This is a genomic window from Methanobacterium lacus, from assembly GCF_000191585.1.
In the GTDB taxonomy this organism is placed as follows: domain Archaea; phylum Methanobacteriota; class Methanobacteria; order Methanobacteriales; family Methanobacteriaceae; genus Methanobacterium_B; species Methanobacterium_B lacus.
Map to the genome: position 1 here is coordinate 910812 of NC_015216.1, position 15848 is coordinate 926659.

At 34.6% G+C, this 15848-nt stretch carries 13 protein-coding genes; 4 read left to right on the forward strand and 9 right to left on the reverse strand.

Going from position 1 to position 15848, the window contains the following annotated elements; translation table 11 throughout:
• Positions 1-65 precede the first annotated feature (65 nt).
• From rfbD to METBO_RS12615, 4 genes are all read right to left on the reverse strand, one after another.
• The gene (rfbD, locus tag METBO_RS04650) at positions 66-908 is read right to left on the reverse strand and encodes a dTDP-4-dehydrorhamnose reductase (protein WP_013644520.1); all 843 of its coding nucleotides are present in this window, start codon (positions 906-908) and stop codon (positions 66-68) included.
• Between the two features lie 156 nt (positions 909-1064).
• On the reverse strand, positions 1065-3041 hold the full coding sequence (locus METBO_RS04655) for a hypothetical protein (protein ID WP_013644521.1): 1977 nt from the start codon (positions 3039-3041) through the stop codon (positions 1065-1067).
• A 313-nt stretch (positions 3042-3354) separates the two neighbouring features.
• Complete coding sequence (locus tag METBO_RS04660; RefSeq protein ID WP_013644522.1) at positions 3355-3714, reverse strand: hypothetical protein; 360 nt, start codon at positions 3712-3714, stop codon at positions 3355-3357.
• Positions 3715-3898: 184 nt separating this feature from the next.
• The gene (locus tag METBO_RS12615; RefSeq protein ID WP_013644523.1) at positions 3899-4891 is read right to left on the reverse strand and encodes a DUF1616 domain-containing protein; all 993 of its coding nucleotides are present in this window, start codon (positions 4889-4891) and stop codon (positions 3899-3901) included.
• Between the two features lie 775 nt (positions 4892-5666).
• On the opposite strand from METBO_RS12615, the gene METBO_RS12620 reads away from it, so the two are divergent.
• From METBO_RS12620 to METBO_RS13910, 4 genes are all read left to right on the forward strand, one after another.
• Complete coding sequence (locus METBO_RS12620) at positions 5667-6518, forward strand: Ig-like domain-containing protein (protein ID WP_013644524.1); 852 nt, start codon at positions 5667-5669, stop codon at positions 6516-6518.
• Positions 6519-7184: 666 nt separating this feature from the next.
• Positions 7185-8003, forward strand: coding sequence for a pseudomurein-binding repeat-containing protein (locus tag METBO_RS04675; RefSeq protein WP_144017514.1), 819 nt, complete (start codon positions 7185-7187; stop codon positions 8001-8003).
• A 360-nt stretch (positions 8004-8363) separates the two neighbouring features.
• Positions 8364-9482 carry a hypothetical protein gene (locus METBO_RS04680; RefSeq protein WP_048186362.1) on the forward strand — a complete coding sequence of 373 codons (1119 nt, stop codon included), beginning with the start codon at positions 8364-8366 and terminating at the stop codon, positions 9480-9482.
• A gap of 219 nt (positions 9483-9701) precedes the next feature.
• A complete protein-coding gene (locus METBO_RS13910; RefSeq protein WP_013644526.1) occupies positions 9702-11087 on the forward strand; it encodes a transglutaminase domain-containing protein in 1386 nt (461 codons plus the stop codon).
• Positions 11088-11238: 151 nt separating this feature from the next.
• On the opposite strand, the gene METBO_RS14020 is transcribed toward METBO_RS13910, so the two are convergent.
• The 5 genes from METBO_RS14020 to METBO_RS04705 form a co-directional block, all read right to left on the reverse strand.
• A complete protein-coding gene (locus METBO_RS14020; protein WP_052296786.1) occupies positions 11239-11469 on the reverse strand; it encodes a PLP-dependent transferase in 231 nt (76 codons plus the stop codon).
• Positions 11456-11626, reverse strand: a complete 171-nt coding sequence (locus METBO_RS14025; RefSeq protein WP_265101216.1) for a PLP-dependent aspartate aminotransferase family protein — start codon at positions 11624-11626, stop codon at positions 11456-11458. Before METBO_RS14025 ends, METBO_RS14020 begins: the two co-directional genes overlap by 14 nt.
• A 337-nt stretch (positions 11627-11963) precedes the next feature.
• Complete coding sequence (locus METBO_RS04695; RefSeq protein WP_013644527.1) at positions 11964-13139, reverse strand: pseudomurein-binding repeat-containing protein; 1176 nt, start codon at positions 13137-13139, stop codon at positions 11964-11966.
• A 44-nt stretch (positions 13140-13183) separates the two neighbouring features.
• On the reverse strand, positions 13184-13525 hold the full coding sequence (locus METBO_RS04700) for a hypothetical protein (RefSeq protein WP_013644528.1): 342 nt from the start codon (positions 13523-13525) through the stop codon (positions 13184-13186).
• Between the two features lie 219 nt (positions 13526-13744).
• Positions 13745-15682 carry a lectin like domain-containing protein gene (locus METBO_RS04705; protein WP_013644529.1) on the reverse strand — a complete coding sequence of 646 codons (1938 nt, stop codon included), beginning with the start codon at positions 15680-15682 and terminating at the stop codon, positions 13745-13747.
• Positions 15683-15848 lie beyond the last annotated feature (166 nt).

A 15848-nucleotide genomic window follows, 5' to 3' on the forward strand; every position in this document is an offset into this window, starting at 1 on the left:
CCTAAACTTTTTTTTCAACCAGTAGATTATTTAAATTCTCTTTAGCTATATGATAAAAAAAGTAATCAGTGCCCTAATAATTTCATGTAATCTTTAAGTGCTTCTTTGTAGTTTCTTATAGGTGGATATCCTTCCATTTTCCAGCTGTAATGGTTTAAAACTGAATATTTTGGTCTTGGTGCTGGTCGTGGGAATTCTTCTGTTGTAACAGGTTTTAAGTTGACTTCAACCCCTGCCTGTTTAAAGATCTCAGTTGCAAAGTCGAACCAGGAACAATGGTCTGTGTTGGTGAAGTGGTAAATTCCGTAGGATGATCTGTTGATAATGGTGGATATTGCGTTTGCAAGGTCTACTGTGTAGGTAGGTGATCCAACTTGATCATCCACAACAGAGATGTCTTTGGTATTTTTTGCCAGGTTTAACATGGTTGTTACAAAGTTTGGACCATGATATCCATATAACCATGCAGTTCGAACGATGTAAAACTTGCTTAAGGTGTCACGAACATAGGTTTCACCGGTGTGTTTGGTTTTACCGTAGACTCCCAATGGTTTGGTTTGATCATATTCGTTGTATGGAGTTGTGTTGGTACCATCAAAAACATAGTCTGTTGAAATGTAAACCATGGAAGCACCAACCTCTTTACATGCTACAGCAACGTTTCTTGTACCTATTGCATTAACTTTGTAGGCTAAATCAGGGTTTGATTCACTTCCATCCACATCTGTTATTGCAGCGGCGTGAATAAGCACATCTGGATTGTTTTTTTTCACTGTTTTTATTGTTTTATCAATATCAGTAATATCCAATGTGTCTATGGTTGTTGTGACGACCTCATGTAGTGGAGATAAAACAGCAACCAAATCATGACCTAACATACCTTCAGAACCAATAATCATTACTTTCATTAATTCACCTCAAATGAAATCCTTTTTATAAAGATTATATCAAGTTTTTAGATGTTATCTTTTGTGGTTATTAAAATAATAAAAATAAGAAATAGAGGGGGTTTCCAATAAAATTTGTTAAATAAATTGGAACAACCTGAACTTGAACAACTATCTTTATATTGGTTTAGAAAGCCATGGATTTACTAGTACGGAGTTTCCTGGATTTGAAACATTTTCTGATGGATTTGAGTCTGATCCCCACCAGTTGTACCTGGCATCAACAACTGCCTTGTTAGTTGCGTAACTGTTGTTTGGACTGTAAATTTCATTGGGTCCGGTGTTTTCCATGATGTTGTTGTGGGTGACAGTGATGTCGTGTCCGCTGTTGAATATTGCAGCTCCATTGCTTAAAGCTGTGTTGTAGTTGATGTTGTTGTAGGTTGCAGTTAAAGCACCATGTATGGTGTAGATGGCACCTCCACTTTTGCCTGTGTTGCCTGTCAAGGTACTGTACTTAACTGTTAAACTACCTGTCTCCACATGAATCGCTCCACCCATGGATGCTTGGTTGTTTTTGAAGACGCAGTGATCAACACTTGCAACACTGTGGCTCACATATCCAGTTCCAAGTATATCAATGGCACCTCCTCCTCTGGTACCTACTTTTGCAGAGTTACCTGTAAAGTTTGAGTTAGAAACCCAACATTGGGCATTGTAGGAGAATATTCCTCCACCATTACCGTAGAGTCCGTCACCACTTCCGGTGGCTGAGTTGCTTAGGAAGTTGGAATTTTTCACAGTTAAAGATGATCCTTCATCGTTTACTATTGCACCGCCCCCTGTTGTTGCACTGTTTTCGAGAAATAGGCAGTTATTTGCAGTTATCTGTGCCATGTAACTGTGTATTGCTCCACCGTAACCACAATCCTTACCTCCTCGGGCTGTGTTGTACTTGAAATTAGTGTAACTTATGGTAATTGGAGCGTGGTAGTTGTAGATAACACCGCCGCTGCCTTTCAAAACATGGTTGTTTAAGAAGTTTGATTTAACTATCTGTAGCAGGTTATCTGCATTGTAGAGGAAACCACCTAGATTGTAGGCTCCATTATTTTTACCTGTGCAACTGGTTAACGTTAATGATCCATGGTAGTTTACCAAAGCTCCACCTTTACTACTTGCGTAGTTGTTGGTGAAGTTACATGAACTCGCCATGAGCTTTCCGTAGTTGTTGTCAATGGCACCTCCACTATTTGCTTTGTTGCTATTAAAAATACAATTTTTAACAAGCATGGTACTTAAACTGGTTTTGGTTGAACCTCCATTCTCATTGAAAAGAGCACCACCACCGCCATTAACAGTATTTCCTGTGAATTTGGAGGAAGTTATTTGTACGGTGCCTCTGAAATTTCTAAGTGCTGCTCCACCACCAGTAACATGATTGTAATTGAAGTTACAGCTTGAAATTGATAGTTTTCCAACGTTAAAAATAGCACCGCCACCAGTAACAGCTTTGTTGCTTGTGAAGTTGGTGTTCATGATAGCAAGATATGCTTGATTATAAATAGCACCTCCAAAGCCCGATGTTGCACCGTTACTTGTGAATGAGGAATTTATAATGCTGAGACTCCCGTACTTGTTGTATATTGCACCACCACTATTTTTAGCAATGTTCCCTGTAAACGAGGTGGATGTTAGGGTTGTTTGCCCAGAGTTATGAAGTGCACCAACAGTACTTCCCCTTCCATTACTCATTCTCAAATTGCTTATTTTAACTGTAAATCCAGATTTAATAGTAAATATACTTCCTGAATTTTGACCGTTTACTACCGTGGTTTTAGAACTTTTTCCTGTTAGTTTCATGCTCTTGGAAATTATAATACCATGTTCGTAGTAGGTTCCACTAGCAATAAAAACAGTTCCTCCGCTTGAAACGGTACCAACGGCATTTTTAATGGTTTTTTTAGGGCCGGACTTACCATTCCAAGTTGGGCTCTGACCATTCCAGGTGTCATGACCGTTGGGTGCCACATAAATTCCTGCAGAACTTGCAGATACACAGTTAACATTCAAAGAAATAGTTAAACTCAATCCAAACAAAATTACTATCATTACAAAATATTTTTTATAAGGTTTCAAAATTTTTTCATCCACAATTCCCACCCACTCATTAAATTATCTCCCTTAAACTTTTGTTTAATTCAAATAAATTATACAAATGTTTGTTAGTTCAAGAACTAATTCACTCTAATATATACTAGAAAAAATATCTTTGTGATTCTATTCACATTTATTTATCTGAAACTTAAAGGAACTGTTTTTGCAGTGATCAAACAAAATAATCCTAGGACTAATAGCATGCAGTGTGAAGTTTCATATTGTGATTCAAATGTAATGAACACGGGCCCTTTGGTGCACTGTCTTGATTTTGAAGTACAAAAAAAGAGGAAAAAAAGAGTTTGGATATCTAGGATCCGTTACCAGTATCTGTAGGGTCAGTTGGTTCGGTTGGATCTGTTGGTTCTGTAGGGTCAGTTGGTTCGGTAGGTTCGGTTGGTGTATCTCCAGATCCTGAATCTGAACCACTATTTGAGTTGTAGCTGGTATCAGTTGACTGGCTAGTTTGAGTGTTCTGGGTGCTTGTAGCTGATTCTACTGCAGTTGAATTTGAAGCAGTTTGATTAATTGTGGTGTTGTTAGTTTGATTAACAACTGGTGCTGTGAAATTAGTTACCATTCCACTGGACTCTGGAAAGAAGTAGAGGGTCAAACTCAAAATCAATATTATAGGTATTAATACAGCTGTTAATTTATAATCCTTGTCCATTTAAGTATCCCCAATAATTTATTAACCCGCTTTGAGCATCCTGCGGGTGACTGCTCTAAAATCTATTTTTAATATTATATAATATTTACCTAAACTAAAATTTTGTTCAAACTGTATATGAGTGTTCTTCTGCAACAAAAAAAGGGGATTTAGGAAAACTCTTGATCAGAACATAACTCCACAACTAATTTTTAAAAGATTTAACTCTTTTATTAGCATACAAACTTAAAATAAGGGTTAAAACAGCCAGTGGGAATAGGATGTTGTGAACACTGAGTCCGTAGGGGGTGCTGTTAAGTACTGTTCCAATAATTGAGGTTATGGGTAAACTTAGTCCAATACTTATGCCTATCAATGACTTCTTGCTGATACTGTTTTTTCCAGCGAAAAATATTCTGGTTACTGGGTAACCAACCAAAAATAACATGTACAACAAACCAATGAAGTAGGAAACCACACCAATATTTTGTATTTTAACGAAGTAGGTTATCAAAACAAAAATACTCAACAGATCAATTATTACAAGATCTAAGTAGACTTTTTTACCGGCAGTTGCAGATTTTGAAGTTTTTACAGGTTTTTCCTCTTCTTCAACTTTTTTTATGAATTTTTCACGGATGTTGTCCTCTGTTACAACCAATTTATCAGGTTCCGAGTTTGGACCTTGGTTTTCAACGGGATAACTTTCTGATTTAGGTACAGGTGTTTCATTTGGAAGTTCTGCAGATTCAACTGATGATTTTGTCAGTGTCTTAATGTTTTGTGAAACTGCATCAACCCCTTCCCTTCCAGTTGCTTTTTCATACTTCAGAGAGTTGTAATGATTTATTCTTCGAATATATGCAGATATGGACATTACCATGATAACTACTGAAAGCACCATCACGAGCGATCTGATCTTGAGACCAAGGTACGAAAACATGAGAATGATACTCACAGTCAGAGTAAGCAAAACACTGAACTCAAGTAAAAGTACGGGTTTACGTAATATGTCTTTATAATCTTCTTCAGGCCTAATTAAAGCTATTAAAGAGTACCCTATAAACAGGAAGAAAAGTGCAAAGAATACCATGTCCAGTATGTACTTCCCACTGAAATTAGGAAAGGATATTAAAATGATATATAAAGCTGTTAAAAGGAATATTATACCCAAATCCTTTGAATATAAACGTTTCATCTTGTATTATCTCCACTAAAAGTTAAATTTTAATTTTATATGATCTGAATGGTCAGATAATGTTGATTGGATCATTGTCTAATCATTCTTAATCTGACAATTTTTAAACTAACAATTAATTGAATTTGTTTTTGTTTAAATAAACCTTGTCCATGAAAATTAATGAAGAATGATATATTAAAAAAATAATCCTATCAATTTATTATGTTCAAACACCTTTCTTACTAAACTTTTCTTACTAATATATATTACATGCAAAAAAATTAATTTAATCGATTTGGGATTCATGTAATAACTGATAGTTTTTTTAAAGTTAGGGATATTTAACCATCATTTGAAGTAAATCAATTATCAGTAGTTAATTAGCAATAATATTGGATTAAGAAAGATTAAACTTGTTTTATGTGCATATTAACTGTTTGTTTGTTGTTCAATAACTGTTTATTACTACTTTGACAATTAGGAGGTATTACCCATGTTAAGAAAAGGTATAAATCAGAATAATTTAAGGAAAAATAGTTTTATTAGGGCTTATTTAGTTATAATATCAACGCAGTGAGCTTAAACGAACAAAGTTGTTTCAAAAACCTCTAAATGCATTTTAAATTAAAAAAATAGCCCTAAGAATGCCTTTTTTACTATTTTAAACCAAAACATTTATAAGCAATTGTAATGTGACTATTTATTAGCATATTTTCCATCAAAATATAGAAGTATCAAAAACTTTTTTTGATGGGTTGTATACGGAGGCGATATAATTAAGCGAAAATTGTTCATGTCAGTGTTACTGCTATTTAGTTTAGCACTTATTTTGAATGTAAATACATCAGCTGCAGCATCATCAAATGCTACACTGAAGGTTTCAAGCGTTGATCCTGCAAATAACGCTATAATACATGATAGTCAATCAATCAAGGTTAAATATAATAAAACAGTGAAATCTGGAAAAGTATGGGTTGTTCTAAAGAAAGGAACAGGAAAGTCAGTAACTGTTAATACGGAAGTTAAAGGTAATACACTCACTATTACTCCTAAGCAAGCACTTGGAATTGGTAAATATTCACTTACAATCCATTCTGGCACTGTTAAAGATGAGAACGGAATAGGTAACAAACTTTTAAAGACAAGTTTCACAGTTTCACCATTAACATTGGCTCAGATGAAGGATGGAATCAAGAGGGCAGAGAAGTACTACGCCAACAATGGAAGGTTACCAAACACAGTAAGCTATGGCAGCACCAAGTACTCCATAACTCAGTTTAACCAGATCATTTCTACCCAGGGTTTAACAATTAAAAAACCTAAAGTAGTTTCTGCAGCAGCTGCAGTTTCAGATGTGATGAAAAAAGCATCTAAATATAGTTACAGCAGTGCAGCACACACAGGAAAGGATATGGAACGGATTGGAAGTGGAGATTGCTGGGCTATGAGTGACTACTTGTACACTCACTTAACTGCTAAAGGAGTTAAAAGCAGAATCATACAGTACGGAACTGCTTACTCAAGCAATCACAGATCAGTACAGTACTACAGCAACAATAGATGGGTCGACGTACCCTACAGAACTTACTTCACAACCAGTATGTTCAACAACACACAAAGTTACGGAACAGTTATAAGGGGATAAAATATCCCTTTTCCCTCTTTTAAGGAACACAGTTTTAATTCAAACCTTTTTTTTATACTAATCTGCATGTTTTAATTCCCAAGTTGTATGAACTGGTGGAAATTTTTATATACACAAATTTTTTATGGAGATCTCTAAACTGTCATCAAAATTTCCTAACCCGCACATAACAACATAACTTTTTTTGATTTAGATCACATTTTTTTTGATAATGATATAACCTGAAAAATTTTAGCTATTAGTTGTACTCATTTTAAGAAAAACGAATATTTTTACCAATTTCACAAATTTACACCTAAATAGTCCTTATTTAATATAGACTAATATGGGGATTTAATTGTTAATTAAACAGTTTATTTGACTTTTAGATTTAAAAGCGACTTTAATACAGATTTTCTTTTCAGCATCAATTGATCCACACTATTGGTATTGGGTTTGAATATGTGTAACTAATATGATCTGGGTTACAATAGCGGTTGTTAACCGAAAATAATATCTGAAGAAGCTTATCAATACAACCTAATTTCAAAAAGCACAGATGGACTTTTAAATTAAAAAAATCGCTCTCTGAGGGCTTTTTTTAAGAAAATAAACCAAAGCTTTTATATAGTAGGTTGAAGTGATTCAGTGTTAGGTTTGGTATGCCCTAAAATAACGAGTTATTTTATGTATATCAAACAGGGAGGCGGTAAAATTAAGCGAAGTTTACTTTTATCAGTGCTACTACTATTTAGTGTGGCAATGATTTTTAGTACAAATTTCAGTAGCGCAGCTTCTGTTAATCAAACAGCAACTACAGTAAAACATAACACAACAACTACACACAAAGTAACATCATCCAACAATGAAGGATTAACTGCAGCACAAATCAAAGACGGTTACCAGAGAGCACAGAAATTCTACAACACTAACTACAGACTACCAAACTACATCAGCTACGGAACTAAAAAAGTTCCAATAGCAACGTTCCAGAAGATACTAGCTACACAGAATTTGAAGATTAAATTATATGCAGGTAACAACAGACCTGTTTACATCACAAGTGATAACATAAACAACCCATCAATTGACAATGCAAGGGTAAACAGCATAGTAAAGGGTTTAAATGCACTTGGTATAAGGGCTAAAGCTCTTGGTCTAGGACCAAATACACATATAACAGCTCTTACAGCTAATATTCCAAAAAATGCTCTGATAGTAGATATCTATGGAGGGGCTGATGCTGGACTCGTTTATGAGATGGCAACATCATGGTACAAATCATTGAAGGGCAGTAAAAAAGTATTCACTGTTTACTGGCCAACATCAAAGTGTATAACTGGTTTAAATTACCTTGTACGTGCACATGATGACAACTACAGTCCATCATCATTCAAAGGTTTAGCACATCCAGATCAATTTTTAAAGAAAAATGGATATGACTACATCTACTCTGGAGTTATTGCTAATATTGTGAGTTCAATTGCAACACAATCAAAGAGTTAAAAAAACTTGAAAGTAGTATTATTTGCGAGTAAATCTCCCAAATAACTTACTTTAAAATTTTTTTTTATTTTTCTAAATTTTCTAACGATTTAAAACTCATAAATACTTGAATAAATCAAAGGATTTTAGAAATGATCCAAATACTTCCATAAAATTCCATTAAAAACTAATTAGAAATAATTAGGCACATCAAAAAAATTTTTGACAACAAATATAAGTAATATTTTATTAAAAGGTTTATTATCTAGTCTAAGAATTGATAAATTAAATCTTTTATATTTAGGGAGGGATTTCATTAGACTTAAATTAGTCCTACCGGTACTGATGTTGTGCATGATATTTTTCACGGTGCAAGGCACCATGGACCATACTTCAGCTGCAAGTACAAACCAAACAACAGTATCAAAAACCAATCAAACAGTAACCAGTGCAGCAACTTTAAAAACCACAACTAAAAGTACTGAAACTAAATTAGTTAGCTCAACTAAAAAGGTGTACTTTAAGCCAGCTCAGATCAGGGCAGCTGCAACAACTGTGAAAAATTCCATACTCATAAACCATAAACTGCCTAGTTATGTTACAATAGGATCAACAAAGGTTAAGATGCCTCAATTTTTAGAACTTCTAACAACCGCAATCATAAAGATCAATTACAAGGACTCAACAAGCATTTTACTTAAATCAGTGACCAATACAACAGGAACAGAAACAATAAAAACTTCAAACTTCAACAAAACAGCGTATCTAAAGGCAGCTAAAACTTTAAAGAATTACATGGACACCTATCATAAAGTTCCGGGTGTATACAAAACCAGCAATGGCAGAATGGACTACAGCAACTTGATTTATACTTACTGTAAGATCATTGATTTTTACAATGTCCAGAACAGACTTCCAAACTACGTGTCTGTAACCACCTTTAAAAAGGTCATAGCACTCAGACCAGTTTACATCACAAGTGATAACATCATCAATAAAACTGCAGATAATGCAAGGATAAACAGCATAGTAAAAGGCCTAAGGGCACTGGGATTGTATGCTGTAAACTGGGGATTGGGCCCTAATTCTCATGTCGCAGTATTAGGACAAACTAACCTACCTAAAAATGCATTGATAGTGGATATTTATGGAGGTGCCTGTGCAGGAACACTCTATGAAATGGGTTTAGATTGGTATAAAAATTTAAGGGCATCGAAAAAGGTTTACACAATTTTCTGGCCACCCTCAACCCAGATCACAGGACTGGACTTCTTACCAAGGGCACATGATGACAACTTCACACCAAAGTATGGGGAAGCTAACGGATTTCCAGACCAAGTTGATGTTAACAAAGATGGAATCTTTGAAACAGGTCTGCCTGGAAGGGAAGATGGACTGGCACATCCAGACCAATATTTACATTCCAACGGCTACCAGTATCTTTACTCCGGTGATATCAGCACAATTGTAAACGCTATCTACAAACAAACATTAACCTAAATGAATCAGTTTCAGATAACTATACAAAACTCAGGATTAAATGAGCTGATTCATACATCTATTTTTTTTACAATATCTACAAGATTGAATTCTATTTTAATGAACAAGTTAACAATTAAAACTTGAAATAATCTTTTTTTTATTCCAAGGATTTAAATAATCCTGACAAGATAACAAATAATTGTAAATTTAGGGGTAAATTTAAGTTTCATAAGTTACATGGATCTGGGGGTAGCTAGGATCAAGAAAAAATCATTAATTATTTTCTTACTAATCATCGGAGTTGGGCTTTTAGTAAATTTCAATGTTAGTTCAGCAGCATCAATCCAAGATACAGAACTCACATTGAACACAAGTTCAACCCTAAACAACACAAATGATCAAGTTGTTACACCTAAAACTCTTAAAGCTTCAAATTTAGTATCCAAAACTGTTGGAGAGTCACCAGCCTATCAATCAGCAGGTGATGCTGATGTTTCAGTTCGAAGTTCAGCATCTAATTCATCTCCAAATTATCTTAGAAATGTTGTTTTAGTTGTAATTGTGAAAAATAACGGTCCAAACAATGTTTCCAATATTAATTTAGCATTAAAATTAAATAAAACCTATCTTAAATGGATTTCAGATGATTCTAAAGGATTATATAACCCTAACACGGGAATTTGGTCCATAAACAATTTAACAACTGGCAATCGAACAGTTCTTCATGTTGTTGAACAAGTTTTAACCTACGACAGAACAGTCACAGTCATGTCTAATTTTACATCGGGATCCTTCACTGACACCGATCCAACTAACAACTTTTCAATACTCAATTTAACAATACCAAGGGCTTCAGATCTCAAAGTTACCCAGAGCACGGCTAAATACAATGTTAAATATCTTCATACATTTGTAGTGGCAGTTACAGTTAAAAATAGCGGACCAAGCACGGCTAAAAATGTGGTTGTAAATTGTGGGCTTGACCCAAATGTTTATGCTCCGGTATCCTATTCCCAAAACAGAAGTTACAATCCATCCACTGGAAACTGGACTGTTGCCTATCTTAAAAGCGGTTCCAGTATAACTTTACATATTTTCGTTCGGATGCTGGCGTTTAATAGTGTTGTAAGTAACATGGTAGCTGTATCTTCAGACACCTATGATTTTAACAAATCTCAAAACAGGGCTAAAATGTTGATAACAACGCCGGCTTTAACTGTGAATTCCCTTGCAAGTTCTCTTAAAATTGGTACTAGTTCAAGGTATCAACAGGCAGTTAACATTGTAAATTGGGTTCGAGACAACATTGTATATTCTTTCTACTACAACACCAAGTATGGTGCTTCAGGCACACTGCAACGACTGAAAGGTAATTGTGCAGACACAGCACATCTTGTTGTAGCCTTAGCAAGAGTATCAGGTTTTTCTGCAAGGTACAAACACGGGACATGCCACTTCATTGAAAGTGGGCATTGGTATGGACATGTTTGGGCAAATATCTATGTGAATGGTAAATGGTACTCAGCTGATGCAACTGGATACAAAAACACTTTGGGTGTGATCAAAAATTGGGACACTTCTACCTTCACACTCCATGGAACATACAACACCCTGCCATTTTAAAAATAGGATCTAAAGTCATAGGTCCTATTTTAAATCATCATTACTTCCATATGGTGACAAGGGATTATAACATGTATCAATGATGATCCTCTTATCTACATGTTCCAGTTACAATTGGTGTTAAACTGATTTTTCATTGATATTTGTTTCATCATCCAGTTGGTCCAATGCTTGGATAAATGTCTTGGATTAGGTCGTTTGGATCTTCAATTCCCACACTCAAACGGAAAAATCGATTTTGAAACTTTTCTGGGTAGAGGTGCTGCCGTTCGTCATTTTCACCTACGAAAACTATCCGGCTTTCATTGTGTCCCAGTGACACTGCAGATGTGATGAGATTCAAATGACTAACAAAGTTGTTGTGGGTATCAATGATCGGCATTAAGTCCAAATGCAAGTACACCCCTGTAACCTGGTGACATCTGGGAACTTGCCACTTGATGATTTTCATGGGTTTCAAGACCAGGATACGCTACGAAACTTTTTTTTGGATGTTTATCTAAAAATTCTGCAACTTTCAATGCATTACTGACAATCAAAACTCAAAAAGATGATGGCGGAAAAAAATGAAAATTTTTGTGGATGATATCGAAACCAGTTCAGACTACAAAGACGATAGTAGATGGTTGAATTAAATCTTAACACATCTCAACGGCACCTTAAAAAATGAATACAATCAGTAATTCTAATATTTCCCAATTTTTTTTGAACATAAGGTTGGCCAAACTTTATTAAAATTTATTCTTGATTAGATTCTATTTTGCCCTATTTAGGTACATGACTTATTTTAATAGGCTAAAAGTCTGAATTTAAAAAAAGAAGAAAAAAAATTATGAACAATAAAATGTTTGAATAAAATGATTCAAACAGTTTTATTTACGCAAATATAGAATTTATTGATTTTAAAACTTCTACTGCATGTAAATACATAACCTTAGCATAATTTGCTTGATTAACGTATTGTTCATAGACTATGGTTGGAATTCCTTTCTTTGCTATAGGAATTGTCACATAGATAGGACTGGTTCCTTTTACATAATGGTTAATTAAACCAGTTGTGTACTGGGAACTAGCAATTTTTGAAGCATAACTGTTAGATTTTGAATCTTGCAGTGGTGCAAAAACAAAGTTAGGATATCCACTGTATACTTCTTCGCCCCTACCAGTATTTCCATGCACATCCATTACTAACTTGTAGGAAGTTCCAATATTTGGCACAACATACTTACTTGCTAATGTTTGTCCTTGAGATCTACCAGTATCGTAATTGTCACCATTGTAAACAATTACATCAAATATAGTAATTTGCACGTTTTTTAATGATTTAGACATTGCGTATATGGCATTTAACATCGCAATATGTGTTTGTACTTCTAGTGGATGTACACCAATTATAATTGCTACTTTATTTGTTCCAGTACCTATAGGACTTAATCTCAGAACCTTCCCATAACTTGTGGATCCTAATACAGCAGAAGTCTTAAAAAACCCACTTGTAGCGTTAACAGTGGCTGCAGGACCTAAAGTTTGGGCGTACCATGATTTCAGTGTAACACTAGTTGGTAACTTGTTGTTGATCTTGTAGTAATTCATGATTTTACTGTACATGTATACCATGGACTGGTATTTAATAGTCCCTTGGGCAGTTGTAACGTAATTCGGTGCTTTTCCATACTTTGCAATGTAAGAATTAACTGAACTCGCCATTGAAAGATATGTGTTCTTGTCTATGGTTCCTCCTTTAAATGTTTCAGATGGACTTGTTGGATTTGAAACATTTTTAAAGTAGATACTGTTTTTATTATTTTTTGCAAGGTTGGATGTTGCTGAAGTCATCAGATATAAAAATTGTGCAGTTGTAACATTCTTATTTCCAACAGAAACCTTGCTTGGGAGACTGTTTTGAGTCTCAACATAATTCTTAACGTTTCCAGATGATTGTCCTATTTGACTAACACTGTAATTACCTGTAGTGCTCGTAGCTGCTGAAGCACCGATACTTACAATCATTAATAGACCTATCAATACTGAAACCATTTTTTTATTGATCATTAATTAACTCACCTCAAAAAAAATATTTAATGTATTTTTTTTAGTTATGTTGGATTTCCATTTGGATCAGTTGGATTTGCATTATAATTTTTACCAGTTAAACCATCGTTGCTTCCACTTGTGCCGCTAGTACTACCGCTATTTTTACTACCGCTACTTTGGCTGGAAGTATTTTGTTTACTGTTATCTGAAGAAGTAGATTTGGAAGATGACGCAGTTGTAGTAGTCGTATTGGCAGTTGTTGTAGCATTCGCTGGAGAACTGTATGTTGTGTTGTTCACTGTTGTGTTGTTGGTATTGTTGTTACCGATACAACCTGAAATAAGAACTCCTCCTAATACTACTAATATTACCAAAACTGGAATTATAGTTAATTTTTGTTTCATATTAACACCTCTATCTTGAAAATAGTATATGTATTTTCATACAATTTAAATTAACTGGTTGTTTAGTTATTTATTTATTAATATAACCAAAAATTAGTATTATAAAACTCGAAATTTTCATAATTAAATATTTAACCTTGAACTAAATTTATAACAAAATCACATTTGTATACTCCTAAGACCGGAATTTAAATTAAATAATTTAAGAATCAAATGTTTTCACTTTCTTTTAAATGCCGATCCCAATGTAACCAGTAAAATACCAACAATCAATGGTATCAATGGAAATCCAGTATCTTTCATAGGTATGGATTTTGATGCTACAAATTTGGATGCGTTTAAATTATTAGATCTTATAGTTCCATTTTGATCTGTCGCTGTAAATATGGTTGAGGTAAATGCATTGTTACTTAAATTGTAATCGTAGGTCTTTGAACTTACAATGAAATTATTGGTTATTTCACCAGTTTCTGTTACTGTGAACTTCAGTATTAGGTAGGCAACAGATCCAGTTGGAAGATTTCCAATACTCCATATATTACTTGTCTGATCGTAGCTACCCATACTTTTGATGTAGGATATAAAATCCAGTTTTGTTGCAAATAGGCTGTTTACCACCACATTAAATGATTCTTGCGGCCCTAAATTTGTGACCTTTACATAGTAATATACAATTGAATTAATTTTTGGATGGTTATTACTGGCTTTAACAGAGATAGCAAGATCAGCTCCAAGATTGCTCGTAAATGCCTTTAAACAAACATTTGCATTGCCTATTACACTGGTCATATCTTCCCACGAAATGCCGTTTGGACTTATGAAACTCTGTCCTGGACTGGCCCTGGCCTTGCTACTGTAATCAATTAGCGGATATTCTATGGTTATGGGTTGGTAATCATCTGGACTCACGAGTTTCACAACGATACTGAACTTTTGATTTTTCATCAGATTAACGAAGTTGTTTAGAACGATGGTTTTGTATCCTGCACTCGATATAATGCCCTGCTGTACAGCTGCCAGTATTCCTGATCTTGGATTGTTCCCAACTGGGTTGAGGTAAACATAAATTTTGTAGGATGTGTTGGGTTGGGTAGCATAGAAACTTGCAGCTTTAAGAAGTTCCCTCCCGTTTGATTTGAAGACATTTGAAAACCAGCCCACATCGTTGTCGTAGCCATAATTTCCAACATCTCCGAATGGATCGTACTGGTAGATGTTGTCGTAGTTTTTAACAGATTCTCCTGTCATGAAAATTATGTTGTCGTCGGTGTTTGCAAGATTTTTATCATAATAAGAAACATAAAAATAGCCTTGATCACCCCAATCTGCTCCCCAACTATTTCTAATTATGAATGCCCCATTTCCAGGAGGATTTCCCACAAAATTTGTTTTGCTGTAATTATCATCCCATCCCACAATACAGATGGCATGGTTGTAATCTCCATTACCTTTGTAGTAGTAGCCGTAGGTATTTGGATTGTAGTAAGAATCTTGAAACGTCATTAAACTGTATATGGCACCGTACTTCATGAGAGCTTCTTTTATAGCGGTGTTATTCATCACACCATTTAGGGTTCTAGATTGAAGTTGGATGGTGTTTTGCACATGCACTGCAGGTTTGAGGTTAGTTGGTGAACTTCCGCTAAACTCATTGAATGGATCTTGAGCTCCAGTTACAGGGCCAATATAACTATTTAGGTATGCTAGGGCTTCTTCCCAGCAACCAGCATCATCATATCCCCTATCAAAACCATATTTATATCCTCTGCTTAGGAGATCCTTCATATTATTTTCAGAGAAGTTCCAACTTTTATACTTCAGTGTGGTAGATTCCAACGAACCAGTTACAGCAAATGCCCAACAAACATCACTAAATCCCTGATTCTTAACAGGTGTAAGTTTTCCAAGTTTTCTTAAGTCGTAGTAGTATGGAATTCCTGTGCTGCTGTTTACAGATGCATTTTTAGTGGTAATTTTTGATTTTGTAACCACTGTCTGGGTAGTGACCTGATAACTAGTGGTTTTAGAATTGCTAGATCCACTAATATTGTTTACACTAGTATTATTCGATGCAGAAACTCCTCCACAGATTAATAAAGATAAAAAAAGTCCACATAAGACCATGAGTACAGTTAGCTGTTTTCGTTGAGTATCCATTTTAATTGACCGGTATCGTTTATGTTTATATTATGTACCCACTACTATTTAACAGTTATTTAAAGCCCAAGAATCATTAAATAATATATTGAAACAATTTCAGAACTTTATATAATAATCTGAAAAATATTAAACTCTATTTTTAAAATATAACCTATTTAGATTA

Excerpts from the sequence above, each read along its gene's own strand:
- METBO_RS04705 (WP_013644529.1), bottom strand. The coding sequence starts at position 15,682 with ATGGATACTCAACGAAAACAGCTAACTGTACTCATGGTCTTATGTGGA.
- METBO_RS04660 (WP_013644522.1), bottom strand. The coding sequence starts at position 3,714 with ATGGACAAGGATTATAAATTAACAGCTGTATTAATACCTATAATATTG.
- METBO_RS14020 (WP_052296786.1), bottom strand. The coding sequence starts at position 11,469 with ATGCCGATCATTGATACCCACAACAACTTTGTTAGTCATTTGAATCTC.
- METBO_RS12615 (WP_013644523.1), bottom strand. The coding sequence starts at position 4,891 with ATGAAACGTTTATATTCAAAGGATTTGGGTATAATATTCCTTTTAACA.
- METBO_RS12620 (WP_013644524.1), top strand. The coding sequence starts at position 5,667 with ATGTCAGTGTTACTGCTATTTAGTTTAGCACTTATTTTGAATGTAAAT.
- METBO_RS04700 (WP_013644528.1), bottom strand. The coding sequence starts at position 13,525 with ATGAAACAAAAATTAACTATAATTCCAGTTTTGGTAATATTAGTAGTA.
- rfbD (WP_013644520.1), bottom strand. The coding sequence starts at position 908 with ATGAAAGTAATGATTATTGGTTCTGAAGGTATGTTAGGTCATGATTTG.
- METBO_RS13910 (WP_013644526.1), top strand. The coding sequence starts at position 9,702 with ATGGATCTGGGGGTAGCTAGGATCAAGAAAAAATCATTAATTATTTTC.
- METBO_RS04680 (WP_048186362.1), top strand. The coding sequence starts at position 8,364 with ATGGACCATACTTCAGCTGCAAGTACAAACCAAACAACAGTATCAAAA.
- METBO_RS04675 (WP_144017514.1), top strand. The coding sequence starts at position 7,185 with ATGTATATCAAACAGGGAGGCGGTAAAATTAAGCGAAGTTTACTTTTA.
- METBO_RS04695 (WP_013644527.1), bottom strand. The coding sequence starts at position 13,139 with ATGATCAATAAAAAAATGGTTTCAGTATTGATAGGTCTATTAATGATT.